The organism is Okeania sp. SIO2C9, from assembly GCF_010672455.1.
Taxonomy (GTDB): Bacteria; Cyanobacteriota; Cyanobacteriia; order Cyanobacteriales; family Microcoleaceae; genus Okeania.
The window spans coordinates 56549-77502 of sequence record NZ_JAAHGO010000043.1 but is presented as its reverse complement, the minus strand read 5'-3'; the positions used below and the strand labels follow the sequence as shown (position 1 = coordinate 77502).

The 20954-nt window shown below is 39.7% G+C and carries 12 protein-coding genes and 1 pseudogene; 8 read left to right on the top strand and 5 right to left on the bottom strand.

The window, feature by feature from the left end; genetic code table 11:
- The 6 genes from F6K23_RS26460 to F6K23_RS26435 form a co-directional block, all read left to right on the top strand.
- Positions 1-2423: choice-of-anchor Q domain-containing protein (locus F6K23_RS26460; RefSeq protein WP_293161326.1), on the top strand; the 2423-nt coding region annotated here is incomplete at its 5' end.
- Between the two features lie 468 nt (positions 2424-2891).
- Positions 2892-3050 carry a hypothetical protein gene (locus F6K23_RS26455; RefSeq protein ID WP_293161324.1) on the top strand — a complete coding sequence of 53 codons (159 nt, stop codon included), beginning with the start codon at positions 2892-2894 and terminating at the stop codon, positions 3048-3050.
- Positions 3051-3348: 298 nt separating this feature from the next.
- Positions 3349-6141 (top strand): DUF4347 domain-containing protein, encoded by a 2793-nt coding sequence (locus F6K23_RS26450; protein ID WP_293161322.1) that lies wholly within the window; start codon positions 3349-3351, stop codon positions 6139-6141.
- 220 nt (positions 6142-6361) lie between these two features.
- Positions 6362-9337 carry a DUF4347 domain-containing protein gene (locus F6K23_RS26445; RefSeq protein ID WP_293161320.1) on the top strand — a complete coding sequence of 992 codons (2976 nt, stop codon included), beginning with the start codon at positions 6362-6364 and terminating at the stop codon, positions 9335-9337.
- Positions 9338-9382: 45 nt separating this feature from the next.
- Positions 9383-9571 carry a hypothetical protein gene (locus F6K23_RS26440; protein ID WP_293161318.1) on the top strand — a complete coding sequence of 63 codons (189 nt, stop codon included), beginning with the start codon at positions 9383-9385 and terminating at the stop codon, positions 9569-9571.
- 371 nt (positions 9572-9942) lie between these two features.
- Complete coding sequence (locus F6K23_RS26435; protein ID WP_293161316.1) at positions 9943-10992, top strand: aldo/keto reductase; 1050 nt, start codon at positions 9943-9945, stop codon at positions 10990-10992.
- Here the strand turns inward: F6K23_RS26435 and F6K23_RS26430 are convergent.
- From F6K23_RS26430 to F6K23_RS26415, 4 genes and pseudogenes are all read right to left on the bottom strand, one after another.
- Positions 10984-11373, bottom strand: coding sequence for a hypothetical protein (locus F6K23_RS26430; protein ID WP_293161315.1), 390 nt, complete (start codon positions 11371-11373; stop codon positions 10984-10986). The genes F6K23_RS26435 and F6K23_RS26430 overlap by 9 nt on opposite strands.
- Positions 11374-11387: 14 nt before the next feature.
- Positions 11388-11609: a hypothetical protein gene (locus tag F6K23_RS26425; RefSeq protein WP_293161314.1), complete on the bottom strand. Its 222-nt coding sequence runs from the start codon at positions 11607-11609 to the stop codon at positions 11388-11390.
- 767 nt (positions 11610-12376) lie between these two features.
- Positions 12377-13643: pseudogene (ltrA, locus tag F6K23_RS26420) on the bottom strand (group II intron reverse transcriptase/maturase); the annotation flags it as partial.
- 529 nt (positions 13644-14172) lie between these two features.
- Positions 14173-14595 carry a hypothetical protein gene (locus tag F6K23_RS26415; RefSeq protein WP_367267825.1) on the bottom strand — a complete coding sequence of 141 codons (423 nt, stop codon included), beginning with the start codon at positions 14593-14595 and terminating at the stop codon, positions 14173-14175.
- A gap of 989 nt (positions 14596-15584) precedes the next feature.
- On the opposite strand from F6K23_RS26415, the gene F6K23_RS26410 reads away from it, so the two are divergent.
- Together F6K23_RS26410 and F6K23_RS26405 are read left to right on the top strand one after the other, a co-directional pair.
- The gene (locus F6K23_RS26410; protein WP_293161313.1) at positions 15585-16262 is read left to right on the top strand and encodes a hypothetical protein; all 678 of its coding nucleotides are present in this window, start codon (positions 15585-15587) and stop codon (positions 16260-16262) included.
- 425 nt (positions 16263-16687) lie between these two features.
- On the top strand, positions 16688-17677 hold the full coding sequence (locus tag F6K23_RS26405; protein ID WP_293161312.1) for an aldo/keto reductase: 990 nt from the start codon (positions 16688-16690) through the stop codon (positions 17675-17677).
- A gap of 934 nt (positions 17678-18611) precedes the next feature.
- Here the strand turns inward: F6K23_RS26405 and F6K23_RS26400 are convergent.
- A complete protein-coding gene (locus F6K23_RS26400; protein WP_293161311.1) occupies positions 18612-20006 on the bottom strand; it encodes a cell wall metabolism sensor histidine kinase WalK in 1395 nt (464 codons plus the stop codon).
- Between the last annotated feature and the right edge of the window lie 948 nt (positions 20007-20954).

Genomic DNA, 20954 nt, shown 5'->3' with positions numbered 1-20954 from the left:
AAGTAATATTTGGTCAACTTAAGTCAGCATTGGCGTTTACTCCAGAAGTTAGGGCAAGTTATCCAGGAGTATTGGCAAATATTGTGGTGGATACTACTAATGATGTAGTGGATGATAGTGATGGTGTTACTTCTTTGCGGGAAGCAATAATTGAAGCTAATAGTACCCCGGAAGACGATACTATTCAACTTACGGCAGGAGAAACGTATAATCTGACTATCTCAGGAAGTGACGAAGATGCTGCTGCCACAGGAGATTTAGATATTGTTGCTGGTGGTGGAGAAATAACAGTTATTTCACAGGGAGAAGAAAAAGCTGTTATTGATGCTGGGGGTGAAAGTGGAATAGGCGATCGGGTGTTTCATGTTTTGGAGAATGGTTTCCTACAGTTGGAGAATGTAGAAATTACTGGAGGGTTTGTAACTGGTAATTCAGGTGGTGGTATCTATAACTCAGGTACAGTTAGTATCAACAACAGCACTATTAGTGGTAATTTAGAAAATTTCTTGAGTGATGGTGGTGGTGGTATCCACAATACAGGTACTGCTAATATCAGCAACAGTACTATTAGTAATAACTCAGCATTTTATGGTGGAGGCATCCGAAACACAGGTACAGCTAATATCAGCGACAGCACTATTAGTGGTAATTTTAGCAATACCTTTGGTGGAGGCATCTTCAATTTATATGGCACGGTCAGTATCAGTAACAGCACCATTAGTGATAACTCAGCAGATTTTAACGGTGGAGGCATCTCAAACTTTTTCGGTACAGCTAATATCACCGACAGCACTATTAGTGATAATTCAGCAGTTGTGGGTGGAGGCACCTCAAACTTATTAGGCACAGTTAGTATCAGCAACAGCACTATTAGTGGTAATTCAGCAGGTATAGGTGGTGGTATAGGCAACTACTCAGGTGGTTTTGAAAGCGACTCAGGTATAGCTAATATCAGTAATAGCACTATTAGCAATAATTCAGCAGATACAGCAGGTGGTATATACAACTCAAATACAGTTAATATCAGCAACAGCTCTATTAGCGGTAATTCAGCTAATCGTGGTGGTGGCATTAACAACTTAGGTACAGCTAATATAAGTGACAGCACTATTAGTGGCAATTCAGCTAATCGTGGTGGTGGTATCAGAAATTCTGATGGTACAGCTAATATAAGTGACAGCACTATTAGTGGTAATTCAACATTATTTTATGGTGGAGGTATCTACAACTTAGGTGCTACAGCTATTATCAACAATAGCACTATTAGTGGTAATTCAGCATCCTATGGTGGTGGAGGCGGTATCGGTAATCTTGGTGTGGCTAACATTAGCAACAGTACCATTACTAGTAATGAAGCTCCTTCAGGTTTAGGGAGTGGTATTCTACAAAAAGCAGCATATCTTTATAATGACACTAACTACACCTTCTTCACCTTTGACGCCAATGCCACTGTAACCTCTAGCATTATCTCTGGTAATATCAACAGTGACGTTGACTCCGTAGAAAATAACAACACCCTTATCAGTGGTGACAATAATTTGATTGGCACAGGTAACACCATCAATGACTTCAATAGTGAGAACGATCAAACGGGTGTTACTGACCCGCTACTTGGAGACCTTGCTGACAATGGTGGCCCCACATTGACCCATTTACCTCTCTCCAATAGTCCCGCCATTGATGCAGGCAGTAATCCAAACAACCTTGATGCAGACCAACGAGGGGAACCACGGTTTGTAGGTAGGGCAGTTGATATTGGTGCAGTAGAAGTTCAAACCACACAAATTACTGGTACTCCTGAAAGTGAAATTCTCAACGGCACAAATGAAAACAACACCATTACAGGTTTAGCAGGTAATGACACTATTAATGGTCGTGGTGGTGATGACCAAATTATTGGTAGTCTAGGTAGCGACTTCCTCTATGGAAAAGACGGCGATGATACTCTAGAAGGTCGTCAAGATAACGATCGCCTCTTTGGTGGTAATGGTAACGACTCTCTCATTGGTGGTCAGGGACGCGATCGCTTCAATGGTGGTGCAGGCGACGATACTCTGACTGGTGGTGCTAGTATTGACCGTTTTATTTTCAATACAAATGATGAATTTGACTCAGACGATATCGGAATAGATGACATTACTGACTTTGTTCCGGGACAAGATGTAATTTTCCTAGATAAAAGCACTTTTACAGCTATTACCAGTGACTCAGGAACAGGTTTTAGTGTCGATGCTGAATTTGCCATAGTTAACAGTGACTCTGATGCCGAAACCTCAGAAGCATTTATTGTTTACAATAGCAACAATGGTAAATTGTTCTACAATGCAAATGGAACAGCAGCAGAATTTGGAAGTGGTGGTGAATTTGTTAATCTCACGAATACTGCATCTATTAGTGAGGATGATTTCTTGCTGAAAGGATAAAATTAATTAGACATCTCCAAAAATCCAAAATCAAATCAATTATCACACAGAAATCATTAATTCTTTCTTCCTACTGCCTACTGCCTACTGCCTACTCCCTCTTTTCTGGATATGTCTATTATGGTGATGGTGCATTGTCATTATTTTTGACGAGGTACGGCAGTGGGAGCATCTTGTTCCTGTGCCAGATATTCCTTTTTCCTGTATGCCATTACGCGAGCAGGACTACCTTACAGCGCTTTTCAAGTTGATGAACCACATCTTCACAAACAAAACCTTGTAGGGACGTTCCATGGAACGTCTGTGGTCTACCGTGCAGGAAAACCGCTGTAATTATTATTAGGACTTACGCAGTAGAACTTATTTCTGTCCGAAGCGACCCACAGGGTTTGCGGAGCAGTCCGGAACGGAAAGCAATCTCAAACGCTACTTTTTCCTACCTCGTGCTTCAATAATGAATAATTAATAATGAATAATTGGTGGTGGTGCATAGTAATGGTAGAGAGTGTGTGGGGAGATAGGGAGTGCGGGAGATGGGGAGATGGGGAGATGGGGGGATGGGGAGTGCGGGAGAAATTAAAAAAGATATATCTTCACCATTACCATGCAGGACTACCGAATAATTAATAATTACCTCTCCTTGAAAAGAAGAGGATTGACAAAGAGATGAAAATTTTTCTTCACAGGAGTCGATTGGATATGGCTCCGAGACCTCGCCATCCCATCCTACGGAATGCTGCGCAAACGACCGCTTATTATCCCCTATCCAAGGGGAGGCGCATACCCACAATTTTTCGGTAAGTCTTAATTATGTGTGACTCAAAAAATATAAAATTTTCACAAAGAAAGAATTTGTGGCCGTCGTATAAGTGTTAGTTTTAGGTTATTTATATTTTTTTCTGGTACTGAAAAACCCTTTTAAATTATGAATCAAACAAAACTATTATTCATCGACTCCAAGGTAGAAAATTACGATCGCCTCATCTCACAGGTTGCCCCTCAGACAAAAATAGTTATCCTACAACCCAATCAAAATGGTATAGACAAAATATCTCAAAGTCTGGCTAAATGCCTAGACGTAGGGACAGTTCATATTATTTCTCATGGGGCAAAAAATACTTTGTACCTGGGAAGCACTATTCTAAGTCTAGACAACATTCATCAATATAGTGAGAGTATTCAAAAGTGGGGCAAATGTTTATCTGCTGATGGGGAGATCTTGATTTATAGTTGTCAGGTGGCAAGTGGTAAAGAAGGTAGAGAATTTGTTCGACAACTGCATCAACTCACAGGAGCAAATATTGCTGCCTCAGAAACACTGACTGGAAATCTTAGCAGAGGTGGTAACTGGAATTTAGAAGTAATATTCGGTCAACTCAAGTCAGCGTTAGCATTTACCCCAGAAGTTATGGCAAGTTATTCAGGGGTGTTGGCAGATATGGTGGTAGATACTACTGATGATGTAGTGGATAATAGTGATGGTGTGACATCTTTGCGGGAAGCAATAATTGAAGCTAACAGTACCCCGGAAGACGATACTATTCAACTTACGGCAGGAGCAACTTATGATCTGACTATTTCTGGTAGTGATGAAGATACTGCTGCTACAGGAGATTTAGACATTGTTGCTGGTGGTGGGGAAATAACAGTTATTTCACAGGGAGAAGAAAAAGCTGTTATTAATGCGGGGGGTGAGAGTGGAATTAATCACAGGGTGTTTCATGTTTTGGAAAATGCTGCTCTACAGTTAGAAAATGTAGAAGTGACAGGTGGGTTTTTAACTAATGGTTCTGGTGGAGGCATATACAACTCAGGTACAGTCAATATTAATAACAGCACCATCAGTGGCAACTCAGGTACAGTAACTGACGGTATCGACGGTGGTGAAATCTACAACACAATTGGTGTGGGTATCTACAACAAAGGCACAGTCAATATTAATAACAGCACCATCAGTGGCAACTCAGTAACTGGCGATCTCTACTTCTCCTTCAGCAGCAGTTACGTTCTTGGTGTGGGTATTTACAACTCAGGTACAATCAATATCAACAGCAGCAATATCAGTGAAAACTCAAGAACTGACATCTACTCCTACAACACAATTGGTGGTGGTATCTACAATAAAGGTATAGTCAATATGAACAACAGCACTATTAGTGGCAACTCAGCGGGGTTGGGTAGTGGTGTCAACAATAAGGGCACATTGAATATTGACAACAGTACAATTAGTGAGAATTCAGCCTATAGTGGTGGTGGAATTGCAAACTTAGGCACAGTAAGCATTAATAATAGCACGATTAGTAGCAATTTAGTTAATACTACAGAATTAGGTTATAGAGGTGATGGTGGTGGTGTCAACAATAAAGGTACATTGAATATTAACAATAGCACGATTAGTGATAATTCTGCTGTATTTGGGGGCAGTGGTGGTGGTGTGAACAATGATTTTAATGGTATGGCTAATATCATTAATAGCACGATTAGTGGTAATAGAGCTAATTATGGTGGTGGCATCCATAACAAATACGGCGGCAGCATAGGTATCATTAATAGTACGATTAGTGGTAACCTAGCTAGTAGTGGTGGTGGCATCCATAACTCAGATACAGTTACAGTAAGCAATAGCACGATTAGTAATAATCGCGGTGGTGGTATATTTCACAACAATTTATATTACAATAATGATTTCTATTTTTATGATTACAATCCTACTACGACTGTCACCTCGAGCATTATATCTGGTAATTTTACTGGCATTATCTCCGCCCTTGTTAACAGTGACGTTAACTCCGTAGAAAGTAATAATAATCTTATCAGTGGTGACAATAACCTTATAGGTACAGGTAATGCCATTGATAACTTCAATGGTGACAACGATCAAACAGGAATCACCAACCCTCTACTTGGAGACCTAGCTGACAATGGTGGCCCCACCTTCACCCATTTACCTCTCTCCAATAGTCCCGCTCTTGATGCAGGCAGTAATCCCAACGCACTTACAACCGACCAACGAGGGGAACCGCGCTTTGTAGGAGAGGGGGTTGATATTGGTGCAGTGGAATTACAAAATTCACCGCAGATAACTGGCACTCCTCAAAGCGATCGCCTCAACGGCACAAATGAAAACAACACCATTACAGGTCTGACAGGTAATGACACTATTAATGGTCGTGGTGGTGATGACCAAATTATTGGTAGTCTAGGTAGCGACTTCCTCTATGGAAAAGACGGCGATGATACTCTAGAAGGTCGTCAAGATAACGATTTCCTCTTTGGTGGGAATGGTAATGACTCTCTTGTTGGTGGTATTGGTCGCGATCGCTTCAATGGTGGTACGGGTAATGATACTCTGACTGGTGGTGCTAGTATTGACCGCTTTATTTTCAATACGAATGATGAATTTAACTCAGAGGATATGGGAATAGATGACATTACTGACTTTGTTCCGGGACAAGATATTATTCTCCTAGACAAAAGCACGTTTACTGAAATTACCAGTGACTCAGGAGTAGGTTTCAGCGTTAATATTGAATTTGCCATAGTTACCAGTGATGCTGAGGCAGAAACTTCAGAAGCATTTATTATTTATAACAGCAACAACGGTAAATTGTTCTACAATGCCAACGGTACAGAAGCAGAATTTGGCAGTGGTGGTGAATTTGCTAATCTCACGAATACCCCATCTATTAGTGAAGATGATTTCTTGCTCAGAGGATAACGAAGTCAGAAGTCAGAAGTTAACCCACCCCTAACCCCTCCCAGGAGGGGAGGGGAAGTAGGGGATTTGAGCTTCGCTCCAAAAATATTGCGCCAGTCAAGGCGGGTTTGCGCGACCAATATTATTTTGATCGACTCTAAACATAAAATAATATTAATAAATTAGGAAATAATACAAAATGATGGTATATTGTAGTTTTACTCTACAACCCTCCTAGATTATGAATCAAACCAAACTTTTATTCATTGACTCTAAGGTAGAAAATTACCATCATTTAATTCCAGAGGTCGATCCTCAGACAAAAGTAGTTATCCTAGAACCCAATGGAAATGGTATAGACCAAATATCTAAAAGTCTGTGTGAATGCCTAAATGTAGAGACAATTCATATTATTTCTCATGGCGCAAAAGGTGCTTTGTATCTGGGAAACAGTATCCTGAAAAATGAAAATATTCATCAATATACTAAGAGTATTCAAAAGTGGGGCAAATGCTTATCTGCTGATGGGGAAATATTAATTTATGGTTGTCAGGTAGCAAGTGGTAAGGAAGGTAGAGAATTTATCAGACAACTGCATCAACTCACAGGAGCAAATATTGCAGCATCGGAAACACTGACTGGAAATGTTCGCAGAGGTGGTAACTGGAATTTAGAAGTAATATTTGGTCAACTCAAGTCAGCGTTGGCATTTACACCAGAAGTTAGGGCGAGTTATGCCGGGGTGTTGGCAAATATTGTGGTGGATACTACTGATGATGTATTAGATGATAGTGATGGTGTGATTTCTTTACGGGAAGCAATTATTGAAGCTAACAGTACACCAGAAGATGATACTATTCAACTGACAGCGGGAGCAACATATAATTTAACTATTTCTGGTAGTGACGAAGATGCTGCTGCCACAGGAGATTTAGATATTGTTGCTGGTGGTGGAGAAATAATAGTTATTTCTGAGGGAGAAGAAAAGGCTGTTATTGATGCGGGGGGTGAAACAGAACTAAATGACAGAGTATTTCATGTTCTGGAGGATGGCTCCCTACAGTTTGAGAATGTAGAAATTACTGGTGGGTTTGTAACTGGTGATTCAGGTGGTGGTATCTACAACTCAGGCACAGTAAGTATTAACAATACTACTATTAATGGCAACTCAGTATATCAAGGTTCTAACATATTCTCCCAGCCTCTTGGTGGTGGTATTTATAATACAGGTACAGTAAGTATTAATAATAGCACTATTAGTGGTAATTATGCAAGTATTCAGGGTGGTGGGATTAAAAACTCAGGTACAGCTACTATCAACGACAGCAATATTAGTGGCAATTTTGCAAGTTTTGACGGAGGAGGCATTGGAAACTCCGGTACAGCTAGTATCAACGACAGCAATATTAGTAGCAATTCTGGTGGAGGTATCTATAATTCGGGCGCAATTAGCATCAATAACAGTACTGTTAGTAATTCAGAAGATTTTATTAGTGGTGGAGGTATCAACAACAAAGGCACAGCCACTATAAACAACACTACTATTAGCAGTAATTCAGCATACAATGGTGGAGGCATATTAAACGATGGTACAGCTAGTATCAACGACAGCAATATTAGTAGCAACTCTTCAAATTATTTAGGTGGAGGTATCCTCAACTTTGGTCAAGCTATTATTAATAATAGCACTATTAGTGGTAATTCAGCATCTAGTAAAGGTGGTGGTGTAAGCAACTCAGGTACAGCTACTATCAACAACAGCATGATAAGTAGCAATGTAGCTAATATCTGGGGGAGTGGTGTCAGTAACTCAGGTAAAATTGATATCCATGATAGCGTTATTAGTGGTAATTCAGAAGTAGCTGAAGGTGGTGGCATCCACAGCCAACCAGGTACAGTCAGTATTAGCAACAGTACTATTAGTAGTAATTCGGCATACAATGGTGGAGGCATCAGGTTCTCAATTGGTACAACAGCTAATATCAGCGACAGTACAATTAGTGGTAATTCGTCATATAATAATGGTGGTGGCATTTACAATTCACTTAGTACTACAGTCAGTATTAGCAACAGTACAATTAGTAGTAATTCGGCATATAATAATGGTGGTGGTATCTACAATGCAGCGGGTACAGCTATCATCAGCAACAGTACCATTACTTTGAATGAAGCTCTGAAAGAGCAAGGAAGTGGTATTCTTAGCAAAACTTTTGATGAGTCTGAGTTTAACCCCATCACCACTGTTACTTCTAGCATTGTCTCTGGAAATGTCAATAGCGACGTTGACTTCACAGGAAGTAATAATACCTTTAGCAGTGGCAACCACAACTTGATTGGCACAGGTAACGCCATCAATAACTTCAACGGTAACAACGACCAAACAGGTATCGTCGACCCTCTACTTGTAGACCTAGCAGACAATGGTGGCCCCACCTTCACCCATTTACCTCTTCCCAATAGTCCCGCTATTGATGCAGGCAGTAATCCCAACGCACTTACCACCGACCAACGAGGGGAACCGCGCTTTGTAGGAGAGGGGGTTGATATTGGTGCAGTGGAATTACAAAACTCAACACAAATTACTGGCACTCCTAATGACGATCGCCTCAACGGCACAGATGAAAACAATACCATTATAGGTTTGGCAGGTAATGACACTATTAACGGTCGTGGTGGTGATGACCAAATTATTGGTAGTCGAGGTAGCGACTTCCTCTATGGAAAAGACGGCGATGATACTTTAGAAGGTCGTCAAGGTAACGACTTCCTTTTTGGTGGTAATGGTAATGACTCTCTCGTTGGTGGTCAAGGTCGCGATCGCTTCAATGGTGGTACGGGTAATGATACTCTGACTGGTGGTGCTAGTATTGACCGTTTTATTTTCAATACGAATGATGAATTTAACTCAGACGATATAGGAATAGATGACATTACTGACTTTGTTCCGGGACAAGATATTATTCTCCTAGACAAAAGCACGTTTACTGCTATTACCAGTGACTCAGGAACAGGTTTCAGCGTTAATATTGAATTTGCCATAGTTACCAGTGATGCTGAGGCAGAAACTTCAGAAGCATTTATTATTTATAACAGCAACAACGGTAAATTGTTCTACAATGCAAATGGTACAGCAGCAGAATTTGGCAGTGGTGGTGAATTTGCTAATCTCACGAATACCCCATCTATTAGTGAAGATGATTTCTTGCTCAGAGGATAAGCGGGTATATAGCGCTACGCACAAGTTAGAAGTCAGTAGGGGCGAATGGCATTCGCCCCTACAGAAGTCATATCATGTACAGATTGTATAGCTAAGGTAAGGAAGAAGGAAGAAGGAAAAGGGAAGAAGCAGAAAGATTTAAGAGAAAGAAAAAAACTTAAATTTCCTGTAGATATTTACCCTTGGGGTTTACCGAAAAATTGTGGTTTAAAGCCTCCCCTTTTAAGGGGATAATAAGCGGTCGGGGGATGGCGAGGTCTCCTCGCCATATCCAATCGACTCCTGTGAAGAAAAATTTTCATCTCTTTGTCAATCCTCTCCTTGAAAAGAAGAGGTAATTATTCATTATTCATTATTCATTATTCATTATTCATTGTTGAAACAAACGATTGCCTTCGGACATGATATCAGAAGTAATCCCTGACTAACTTCGCCGAACCCGAAGAGCGCGGGGTCGCATCCGCTTTTTCTTGTATTGCCTCTACCTAAAGACCGACAAGTAGCTCAAAAATTTTTACGTACCACAAAGATACCAAATTGGTCCTATAAGGTATCATAGATATTGTTTAATTCACTCACTTAACTATTTCGGAGTAGATAACAAGATGCAATATAAATTATTAGGAAAAAGTGGACTCAGAGTATCCGAACTCTGTTTAGGTACAATGACCTTTGGTGAAGACTGGGGTTGGGGTTCTTCTCAAGAAGAAAGCCAAAGAATTTATCAAGTCTTCCGTGAAGCAGGCGGTAATTTTATTGATACTGCCAATGTTTACACCAACGGTACAAGTGAGAAATTTCTCGGTGAGTTTATTGCCTCGGAAAGAGAAGCTGTTGTTTTAGCCACTAAATATACCAATGGTTTTGGCGATAATAATCCTAATGGTGGCGGAAACCAACGCAAAAATATGGTGCAATCGGTAGAAGGTAGTCTCAAACGTCTTAATACTGACTATATTGATGTTTTATGGTTGCACGCTTGGGATTTTATGACCCCACCGGAAGAAGTAATGCGAGCTTTTGACGATTTGGTTAGAGCAGGAAAAGTCTTATATCTTGGTATTTCCGATGCTCCTGCTTGGGTTGTTTCTCAATGCAATACCTTGGCTGAATTACGGGGTTGGACACAATTTATCGGTTTACAAATTGAGTATAGTCTGATTCAACGCACTCCAGAAAGAGAACTTTTACCGATGGCTCATACTTTAGATATTGGGGTAACTGCGTGGTCGCCTCTAGCTAGTGGTTGGTTGACTGGAAAATATACCAAAGCTAATGTAGAAGAAGAGCGCAGACTAGACAATGAAATGATGAAAGATTTTGTGAATCAGAGCGGTCGCAATTTGAGTATTGCTAAAGAAGTAGATAAGGTTGCAGAAGAAATAGGAAAAAGTTCGTCACAAGTTGCTTTAAGTTGGTTATTAAATAAAGGTGTAATTCCCATAATTGGAGCTAGAAAAGTTTCTCATATTGAAGATAATATTCAATGTGTAGATGTGGAATTATCAGCAGCTCAAATTCAGCAACTTGAGAAAGTAAGTCAAATTGAACTCGGTTTTCCTCACGAATTCTTTAACGCAGATATGGTCAAAAACTTTGTGTACAATGGTACATTTGACAAAATTGATAATCATCGTTATTCGCAATTAAAATAGATATTTCGGGAAAATAGGGAACAGGGAACAGAGAACCCATTTGGGATTTACAGCGGTTTTCATTTCAGTACACCACAGTAGAGACGTTCCATGGAACGTCCCTACAGGGTTTTGATTATGACGATGTGGTTCATCAAGCTGCGCCAACAGCTCCCGCTGACTTCTTCCTTTTGCTATAATAGGTTTTTGAATTGTGGCGTTGGTGAAAAGAGGTATCATATCTTGTCCGGATAAGAGCGCAAACAAAAAACTTTCTCCCTCTACTACTCTTTCTTCTTCTTCCTTTCCTCCTGACTCCTGACTTCCCATCCAGGGAGGGGGAGGGGCGAGGGGTGGGTTGACTCCTAAATAATTAAGATTAATATCATACACGCGCTTCACCAACACCTGAATTGTTAGCGATCGCCTTTTAATTCAGGTCTTTCGTTTTCTTCAAGAGTTAAAGAATTAAATGCACCACCATTATATTTACCACTACCACTGACTCGTAGGTATGCTATAGGAAATGTTGCTAACATCAAAAGTAATAACCCGACACAAATTGAGACATATTTGTGCAACTTTTGCCTTTGTCGTACAGTCAGAACTTTTTGTTTGTATTCACTAGCTTGTAACATTGTGTTGTACCTCCAAATAATCATTCAATTCAAAAGTCAAAAGTCAAAAGTCAAAAGTTAGAAGTAATTTCTGACTGAGTTTTCAGTGCAGAAATGTTCCGCAAACAGCTATCAGCTTTTATAGCTACGGGTAAAATCCCCTTCGTTTTCCTGAATGCTGAGTGCTGATCGGTATTTAGGACTTGCTGATTACAGCAGTTTTTAAATGGGTAAACCACAGTTAAAAAGTTAGGTGGTAGGTGGCGCGGTGGCGCGGTGGTAAGCGAAACGAGGACTGCAAATTCCACAATAGATGGCTGACTTTGTGGTCTACTCGAATGAAAAGCGCTGTAAATCTAAAAGCATTGAAATATAAAGACAAGTGCCTTTTTGAGGCCTTTAAAAAGTGCAAATTTTTCAGCTCTTCATGCTCATGCATAGAGCGTATTTTAGCCTCATAGTTGGGCAGAAAAATCATTCTTACAATTCTTACTCCTACCTCCTCTAAATTCCCCTAACTCCTGTCTCCTGTCTCCTGTCTCCTGTCTCCCACCCCAGCAAAAAGACTTTCCATAAGCAAACCCTATTTAGGCATTAATGGCAGATATGGAAACAGAGGATGCCAATTCATTACTGTTGCAGCAACAAGAAATGTAAACAGGAAGAAAAAGATAGTTGAAAACTTAACCTGTTCATATTTCCAAAGTTGACTAAGGAGGAACCAGCTAAATAACCAAGCGATTAACATTACCGTTTCTTTCCCTGAGTAACTACCAATTTCACCGTATAAATGTTTCTTTACTTGCCACTGTAGAAAAGTAGTTGCACCATCCCCTAATAACTGGGTTAAGTTTAGCGATTAATGCTGCTTGTGGGGCTGCATTATGCTCTTTGATAATGGTGGCTATTTTTCTACAATGTCCTTTCACGCTTTCCTTTGAGGGGGTGATTATGGTCTTAAATCCTAGTGGTTTTTTGTTGGTGGATTTCCCAGTCTGATATTTTCCTACTGAGTATTGCCTAATGTTAAACCCAAGAAAATCGAACCCAACATTTCCTGAATATTCAGTGAGTGTGTGGGACATCCTTGTTTTACTAGGTTTAAGTTCCAAGCCAATGTCACTTAACCAGTCTGCTATTATTTGTTGGCATTTTTGAATTACGGTATGGTCTTCGTGTAGGATGACAAAATCATCTGCATATCTTATGAGACTGAGACTCATTTGGTTTACCTTTTTCCCATATCCTGGTCTACAAGGCAAAGTTGCTGCATATTGCTTTATGCAGTTTTCCATACCATGTAATGCAATATTAGCTAATAGCGGAGAAATAACCCCGCCTTGAGGTGTGCCTTCTTTAGTGGGACTGTAACCCTTTTGCCTTGAGGCATAGTTGCTCCAGTCAATTACCCCAGCCTTTAACCACGCCTTGATTTGTCGGCGGATGGTGGGGAATGTATTGAGTTTTTTGAGAAGTGCATCATGGTTAATTTTGTCGAAGCATTGAGCGATGTCGGCATCTAACACGAATTTCGGTTTATACCTAATCGCGTTGAATATTGCTCCGATTGCGTCGTGACATGACCTTCCGGGTCGGAATCCGTAGCTATTTGGCTCGAATTTGGCCTCCCATTCTGGCTCTAAGGCAGCTTTTACTAGAGCTTGGGCTGCTCTATCGTACATTGTGGGTATTCCTAAAGGGCGTTTTTCTTTTCTTCCAGGCTTGGGAATCCAAACCCTTCTTGTTGGTTTTGCCTTTTGGTTTAACCTCAGTCGGTTTACAAGTTCCAGCCTTTGTTTTGGGGTTAAACTTTTTACCCCATCTACTCCTGCTGTTTTCTTACCCTGGTTATCCTGAGTTACCCGTCGCACGGCTAGTACCTTAGCCGACCAAGAATTAATCAAGGTATGCATGAAGCCTGCGAACTGCTCGAATATCTCCAGGTTGAGAGGCTTGGAATATGCGCTTTTGTAGCTTGAAAACTACTCGTTCAACTTTATGCCAGGGAATATTTTTCCATTCCACAGTCGTCGATTTTAACTCTGTATTAGACATATTTACTACTACTTGTTCCTATTCCTTCCAAACAATCGTGAATCTGTCAGCATATCCTCACTGTTAGATGAGGCTTTGGCTTTTGATTCTATCCCTCCTTGATACATCATCTGGTTAGCTACCTACTCAGGTATCGACCTTCTCTGAGAGATGTATCAAGGTTACTTCGTTCCTAATGACCATTGGTTGAATCTTTAGAGTGATGCTATCCACCGAGGTTAAGGGAAGCGCTTATTGGTCAAGGGTGGAGTTGCCAATTCCCTACCTTTGCCCTTTTGGGACTCAAGGGTGTATCAGCCTTATTTCACTGGTTACAATTAACGATGGTTTTAATCACATCTTCACTTGCGTTACTCATGGATTCTTGCTAAGAGGGATGACAGTTCAGGCTACTATTTACCTCTACTTAACTTCCCCGCTTCATCTTGGCATTTGCTAATTACTAAAGATGGGGGAAGCGCTTTTAACCATTGCGCCTTGGTCGAGGGACTTTCACCCTCATGGTCATTAAGTTGTCAAAAGTTTTGATTCAACCAATACGAAAGGTTGACCTCTTGCTCCTCGTACACTTTGAATTGAATTCTCCATTTTTCAAGGAAACGAATCGCACCCATCCAGAGGTTTTATACTCAACTGAGCGAGAATGCTTTTTGAATTGAGGATAACCTTTGTTTTTGCCTCCCTCTCTACAGCGACGATAAAAACTAGAGATTGAATTCCAAGCTCTCTGTGCTGATGCTTGACGTGCCATTGAGTTTAATTTTTTGACAAAAGGAAACTCACTAGCAAGTTCTTTACATAGCAAAGATAGACGAGCCTGATTTACACCTGGCTCGTCGCGCCATAATCTAACTGCTTTATTTCTAATGAATTGAGCAGTTCTTATCGCCTGTTCTAAGGCCAGATATTGTGCCTTAGAGCCGTTTAATAACTTGGCTTCTCTAATAATCATTCTTTAATCTTACCATTATATAGCAGAACTTTTGGCTATCTGCATTATTTTTTTGTTGGTCGCAATTCATCCCAACACCATAACGCTAGTTTGGTGTGGGCTTTCTTGCTCCATTTAGGTAAAAAACTAGGAAAGATATCGCGTTATTATTATTTTTTTAAGGTTTGAGACTTTAAGTAAAAAACTGCAACAAAACTTAAGTATTTAACGAAATTTGTATCCCTACATTGCTGAACCAAACTAATGGTACTATAGCTAATTAGGGTTTGCGCTTCACTAGTCTTTTAGTAGGGGTAGGAGACAACCCACCCCTAACCCCTCCTAGTGCCGCTACGCGGAAGTTAAAAGTCAAAATTCATGCATCGAGTGCTAATTGGCGAGGTGTCCTCAGAATGTAAGACGCACATCTGACAGTCAATCATTTTTGATTTGTAATTTTTTGGGATTTTGTAACTGGTCAGTTATTTCCGCCATCCTGCACTAGGAGGGGAAGACAGGAGGAACGGGGAATGAGCGAGGAGGTAGGATTCAACAATTAATTATTAATTATTAATTATTAATTATTAATTATTAATTATTACCTCCAGAGTGAAAACGGAATTGATTGACTAAAAGGAAAATTTTTTCTTTTTTCTCCTTGCTCATGAGAGGATTTTTACCTTAATCATTCGGTAAGAATTGTCAATTTGGGATTTTTATACCCAACTATGAGCCTAAAATACGCTCCATGTATGAGCGTTTTAGACGTGATACCAGGCACTGCAATTCGACCCCAAAAAGGCACTTGTCTTTATATATCAATGCTTTTAGATTAGATCGGTAAGCACTAATTATCTAAACTTAATAGACATCTCCTAAAATTCAAAATAAAATCAATTCTTATCCATAAATTGTCAATTATTTTTCCCTGTTTCCTGTTCCCTGTTCCCTCTTTTCTGGAGATGTATAATATGAATATGTTGTATCTTATAAGGAAGGAGAAAAGCCTGATGATGAATAAGGATATTATGGAGCAAGTTACTCAAAGCTACAAGGTAATGCTGGCTTATCACCAGCAGGTTGGAAGCTTGTTTAAGGTTCTAGATAACCGATTCGCATCTGAGCATAACGCCAAAAAATTCTTACCTATATCCCTAAATAAGCTGTTCTCAGTTTGTGATGACGAGTATATGTTTTTAGACAACTATACTTTATTAAATCGCAAGGAACCTTACGATTCTGGACTACCATTTTGGTTGGGTCGCTTTTATGTGAATGCAGATTATTTAGTAGACAATACTCCCATAGATGATTATCCAGCAAAGCAAGTGCAGTATATAGCTTTTGTTTGGATTTGGGTAGGATGTGACGATCCTAATGTAGTTGATGCGGAGGAACCCGAATGTTGGATTGCTATTATTGAGCCAAAACCTACTAATCCTGAAACTCGGATTTATGATGTTGCGGAAATGATTTGGAAATGGATACGTATTGAAACAACAGCGGAAGAAGAATCAGACGGATGGATTTCAGGCCGTTTTTATCCTAATGATTTCGGGTCTGAATTAAATGGTTTTTGGCACGTCAAGCGTTTTCCTCTCAAGGAGATTTCCAGTATATATCACATCTACAAGCTCATCATTAATCCATTAACTGAAAAGCTAACTGAGTTAGAAGAAATTCAATAATTAATAATTAATTATTAATTATTAATTATTACCTCTCCTTTAAAAGAAGAGCATTGACTCAAAGGAAAATTTTTCTTTTTATCCCCTTAAAAGAGGAGACTTTGAACCACAATTTCTCGGTCAAAGTATCATTATGATGTCCGGCAAATCTTTTGTAATATGCCATTACGAGTAGAACGGAGTGAAACGATGCAATCCCAAAGTCTTGCGATTGCTTTCGATTTGTCATGCTTCGCCAAAGATTCATAAAGGCAATAATGGTTATTTACAGGACATGATATCAAATTAAAAATGTTATAACTTAGGCAGCACAAAGTATTTCCGTCCGAAGCTACCTATTGGGAAGCAATCTCAAATCCCAGTTTTTCGTAGCTTATGCGTAAGTCCTGAATGTATCAAGTAATGCTCAATCAGGAGAATTAGTAATGAAAAAGCGTCACTTAGGAAAGACCAATATTGAAATTAGTGAAGTTGGTCTAGGTACTTGGCAACTGTCAGGGGATGTGTGGGGAAAAAAAACGGAAGCAGAATATATCAAGGCAATTGAGGCGGCAATAGATTCAGATATTAATTACTTAGATACGGCTTTAGAATACGGAAATGGTTATTGTGAACAGGTAGTCGGTAAAGCTTTACAGGGAAATTCTTCCGTAGTAATTTCTAGTAAAATTCCCCCTCAATGCGATGACTGGTCTCCGAAACCTCAAAGTAAAATTGAGGATTATTTTTCCTCTGATTGGATTGTAAAATGTTGCGAAACTAGCCTCAAAAATTTACGGCGAGAGTGTATTGATATTTTATTTTTGCATACTTGGAATCTGGCCTGGGGTCATTGTACGGAATGGTATGAAGCGATGGTCAAGCTAAAAGAACAGGGTAAAATTAGAGCCATAGGTATATCGGTTGGCGATCGCCGTGCTGGTGAAGCTAATAGTCATATTGAAGGGGGGCGGATTGATGTTGTTCAGGTAGTTTATAATATTTTGGAACAAGAACCTGAATATACATTGTTTCCGATGGCTCAAAAACATCAGATTGGAATTATAGCACGCTGTCCATTTAGTTCTGGTGCCTTAGTTAGCGGTTGGACACAGTCTCAAAAGTTTGCACAAGGGGATTGGCGTGGATTATGGACTCCTGATGATTGGGTAGCAAAACAGGTAGAAATGGTTGATTTGATTAAACCAATTGTCAAAAATATTAATTTATCCATGTCAGAGATAGGGTTAAAATATATCCTGAACAATCAAACTGTTACTTCTGTGATTCCGGGTTCCTCAAGTACCGAGCATATTCGTAGGAATGCTTCTGTATCTGCTGGATTACCTCATTATTTTTCAGAAGATATATTGCATAAATTGCAGCAACTTTGGTTGGATGGGAAAATACACGGAACTTACAATGGTGGTGCTTGATAATTTATATCAAATCCGGTTTAATACTTATTATATAATTGAGAGTAGGGGAGTGGGGTAGTAGGGGAGCAGGGGAGATTAAATAGGGCTTGCTGATTAATTATAAAAGTATTGATATATAAAGGTTTGAGCATTTTAAATGTCGAATTGCAGTGCGCCTGTTTCAGTTAAAAATGCTCAAAAAGCTAGTATTTTGGGCTGACTATGGCAGAAAAATCATTCTTACAATTGTTATATCATGTCCGGTAGCATCGGTCTTGTATAGTAAATAGGCAACAGCTCATCTGGCAACAGCTCATCTGGCAAGAAAAAAACTTAAATTTCCTGTAGATATCCACGCTAACTTTTACACAAACGATTGCCTTCGGACATGATATTACTCCTACCTCCTCCCTCATATCAAATCCGGTAGCATTGGTGTAATTAGATAGGGAGATAGGGAGATGGGGAGATGGGGAGATGGGGAAATATTTGGTAATGGTTGAAGATGGAACATTTTTTTATACCGAATTAAACGGATTTGATATCATTCCCATTTCTCCTGTCTTCCCCTCCACGGTCGGGGGAGGGGCGAGGGGTGGGTTGTCTCCTACCCCTACTAAAAGACTAGTGAAGCGCAAACCCTAAATAGACATCTCCAATCATAAAAAATCAAATAAATTATCAATTTGATGAACCACATCTTTACGATCACGCGCCCAGTAGGGACGTTCCATGGAACGTCCCTACTGTGGTCTACCGTGCAGGAAAACCGCTGTATTATATCAAATCCGGTTAATTGCACATAGAATCTGGTTATATAATATCTGTTTATACTTCTACAATTAGTTCAATATTTAATATCCCCTACTCCCTACTCCCCCACTCCCCCGCTCCCCTACTCCCCCACTCCCCTACTCCCTACTATATAATAAGTATTCAACCGGATTTGATATTACTTCTTTACAACTACCGGAAGTTTTACCCAAAAACAACTCCCTACACCAACTTTACTGGTTACATCAATTTTGCCTCCATGAACCTGAATTAAAGTTTGAGCGATCGCCATGCCTAACCCTGTTCCTTCTCGTCGTTCAATTCTAGCACGATCGCTGCGCCACAAACGTTCAAATATATGGGGTAACTCTTCTGGAGCAATACCAATTCCTGTATCTTCTACTATAATAATTGCTGTTTCATTATCAGCAAACAAAGAAACTGTGACTTTCCCCTCTTTAGGCGTATATTGCACCGCATTGTCAATTAAATTAGAAAATACCCGTTGTAGTTGCTGTCCATCTCCCAAAACCCAGATATCTGAATCAAGACTGAAATTAAGGTCAATATCTTTTTGTTCTGCTTCACTACGAACAAATTCGATAGTGTCTTCCAGAATTTCATCTAAGGGAAGAGGTATTTTTTCCAGACTCATCAACGCAACTGAACCATCTAGACGTGCTAATAACAATAAATCTTCTACCAAATGTGTCATGCGATAGCTAGCATCAGCAATGGCATCTACTTTATTTTTATCTACTGGGTCGATACGTTCGGGATGACTTTGTAATACAGAAATGGAACTTTTAATCGCCGTCAGCGGACTCCTTAATTCGTGAGACGCATCGGCAGTAAATTGTTTGAGTCTCTCAAAACTTTCACCAATGGGTTGTAAGGATTTGTTGGTTAACCAAATTGCACCCCATGCAGTTAAGCTGACTGCCACCAAACCACCAATTATCAATCCCCATCGTAGTCTTTCTAACTGAATATCCAACACTCCAGTAATATGACTGGCACGGATATAACCCGATAGTCTTTCAGTCTCGCTTCTAGGGGGGGTATAAAATACAGGCAGAACCAAACTACGAATTTTATTTCGTTCTAAAATATTACCGGAATGCTCTAAATTATCTGATATAGACCAGGTGACATCCAGATCGCCTTCTCGAATTATCAATTTTTGCTTTTCATCGAACCATTCTACCCCTTGAGCATAGTAAAGTAGACGGTGTTTGGGAACTGCAAGAGTTCCGTGGCGGTCGTATCCTGCCATTAGATCGGCAAGTTTTGGATAAGTTTTTGGATAGTTACTTTGGTAATGTTCTTCTGGTAGTTGGTCTTTGTCATATTCTCCCTCTTTGTGTTCATTAGATTCATGTTTGACAATTTCTAAGGTTTGAGATGCTGCTTCTGCTAATTGGAGTAAGTAGTCATTAAATTGTTGGTTGAGGTCGTAAGTTACCCAACGTTCCACGACTAAAAATGATATGCCTAAAGTTGCTACCATTATCCCCAAATAAGAGCGCATCAGACGCCATCGCACCGTTCTTAACTGCTTAAAATTAGACATTTTATATCATGTTCGGTTGAATACTTACACTTTGGAGGAAGGAAGGCACTTATGCTGAAGGCACTTATGCTGAAGGAAAGAAAAGTTTAAAAGGGATAAAGTGTTTTGATCGCTGATTATCCAAACATTATATTATACCATTTTGAAAAAAGAATGTTACGAATAATAAGCGTGATTAAAAGACTTTATAAAACCCATTTGAGTTCTATATAATTATGGTAGTCAAGTCTTTTCGCACATCAATTTTGAGGAAAAATCTGAAGAAGGAGTGTTGAATTTTTTGTATTATCTCTACCCACATCTTCCCTCTTACCGAATTATTAATTATTAATTATTAATTATTAAATAATTCGCGCCTTGAAGCCTCCCCTTTTAAGGGGAAAAAGCGGTCGAGGGATGGCGAGGTCTCCTCACCATATCCAATCGACCAAGAGAAAAGAAATAATATCTCCTTATATTCAATTCCGTAACGGTTAAAACCCGAGGTAATTATCAATTATCCATTATCCATTATCCATTAATGAACTCCTGTCTCCTGACTCCTATCTCCTGACTCCTAGTTAAAAAAACTTGATATTTATGAAGATACGATCGGGGGTTTTATATCAAATCCGTTGGCTTTGGAGTAGTATAATTCTGTTGATCGTCATACAATCGGTAAGGGCAAATGGCCATTTGCTAACGTAGAGCTGCCGCTTTATATGTTGCGGAGCAAAACGCCCCTACAATATAGGGCTTAGGGCTAATGGTATTCACCCCTACTCTTTAACACTGAATAATACCGATGCTACCGGATTTGATATAAAAACATTCGGTAGTCCTGTATAGTAATGGTGAATTGTGGCTGAAATGCTTGCTATACCGTTACCGAAAAAATTACAATGCACCACTACCAAACATTCTTCATCTTCACCATTACTAAATATTATTTATAAATTTTTTCCCTCC

What these genes read in the sequence shown, in the direction of transcription:
- F6K23_RS26400 (WP_293161311.1), bottom strand. Translation starts at nt 20,006, where the DNA reads ATGTCTAATTTTAAGCAGTTAAGAACGGTGCGATGGCGTCTGATGCGC.
- F6K23_RS26450 (WP_293161322.1), top strand. Translation starts at nt 3,349, where the DNA reads ATGAATCAAACAAAACTATTATTCATCGACTCCAAGGTAGAAAATTAC.
- F6K23_RS26440 (WP_293161318.1), top strand. Translation starts at nt 9,383, where the DNA reads ATGGCATTCGCCCCTACAGAAGTCATATCATGTACAGATTGTATAGCT.
- F6K23_RS26455 (WP_293161324.1), top strand. Translation starts at nt 2,892, where the DNA reads ATGAATAATTGGTGGTGGTGCATAGTAATGGTAGAGAGTGTGTGGGGA.
- F6K23_RS26415 (WP_367267825.1), bottom strand. Translation starts at nt 14,595, where the DNA reads ATGATTATTAGAGAAGCCAAGTTATTAAACGGCTCTAAGGCACAATAT.
- F6K23_RS26410 (WP_293161313.1), top strand. Translation starts at nt 15,585, where the DNA reads ATGATGAATAAGGATATTATGGAGCAAGTTACTCAAAGCTACAAGGTA.
- F6K23_RS26435 (WP_293161316.1), top strand. Translation starts at nt 9,943, where the DNA reads ATGCAATATAAATTATTAGGAAAAAGTGGACTCAGAGTATCCGAACTC.
- F6K23_RS26445 (WP_293161320.1), top strand. Translation starts at nt 6,362, where the DNA reads ATGAATCAAACCAAACTTTTATTCATTGACTCTAAGGTAGAAAATTAC.
- F6K23_RS26405 (WP_293161312.1), top strand. Translation starts at nt 16,688, where the DNA reads ATGAAAAAGCGTCACTTAGGAAAGACCAATATTGAAATTAGTGAAGTT.
- F6K23_RS26425 (WP_293161314.1), bottom strand. Translation starts at nt 11,609, where the DNA reads ATGTTACAAGCTAGTGAATACAAACAAAAAGTTCTGACTGTACGACAA.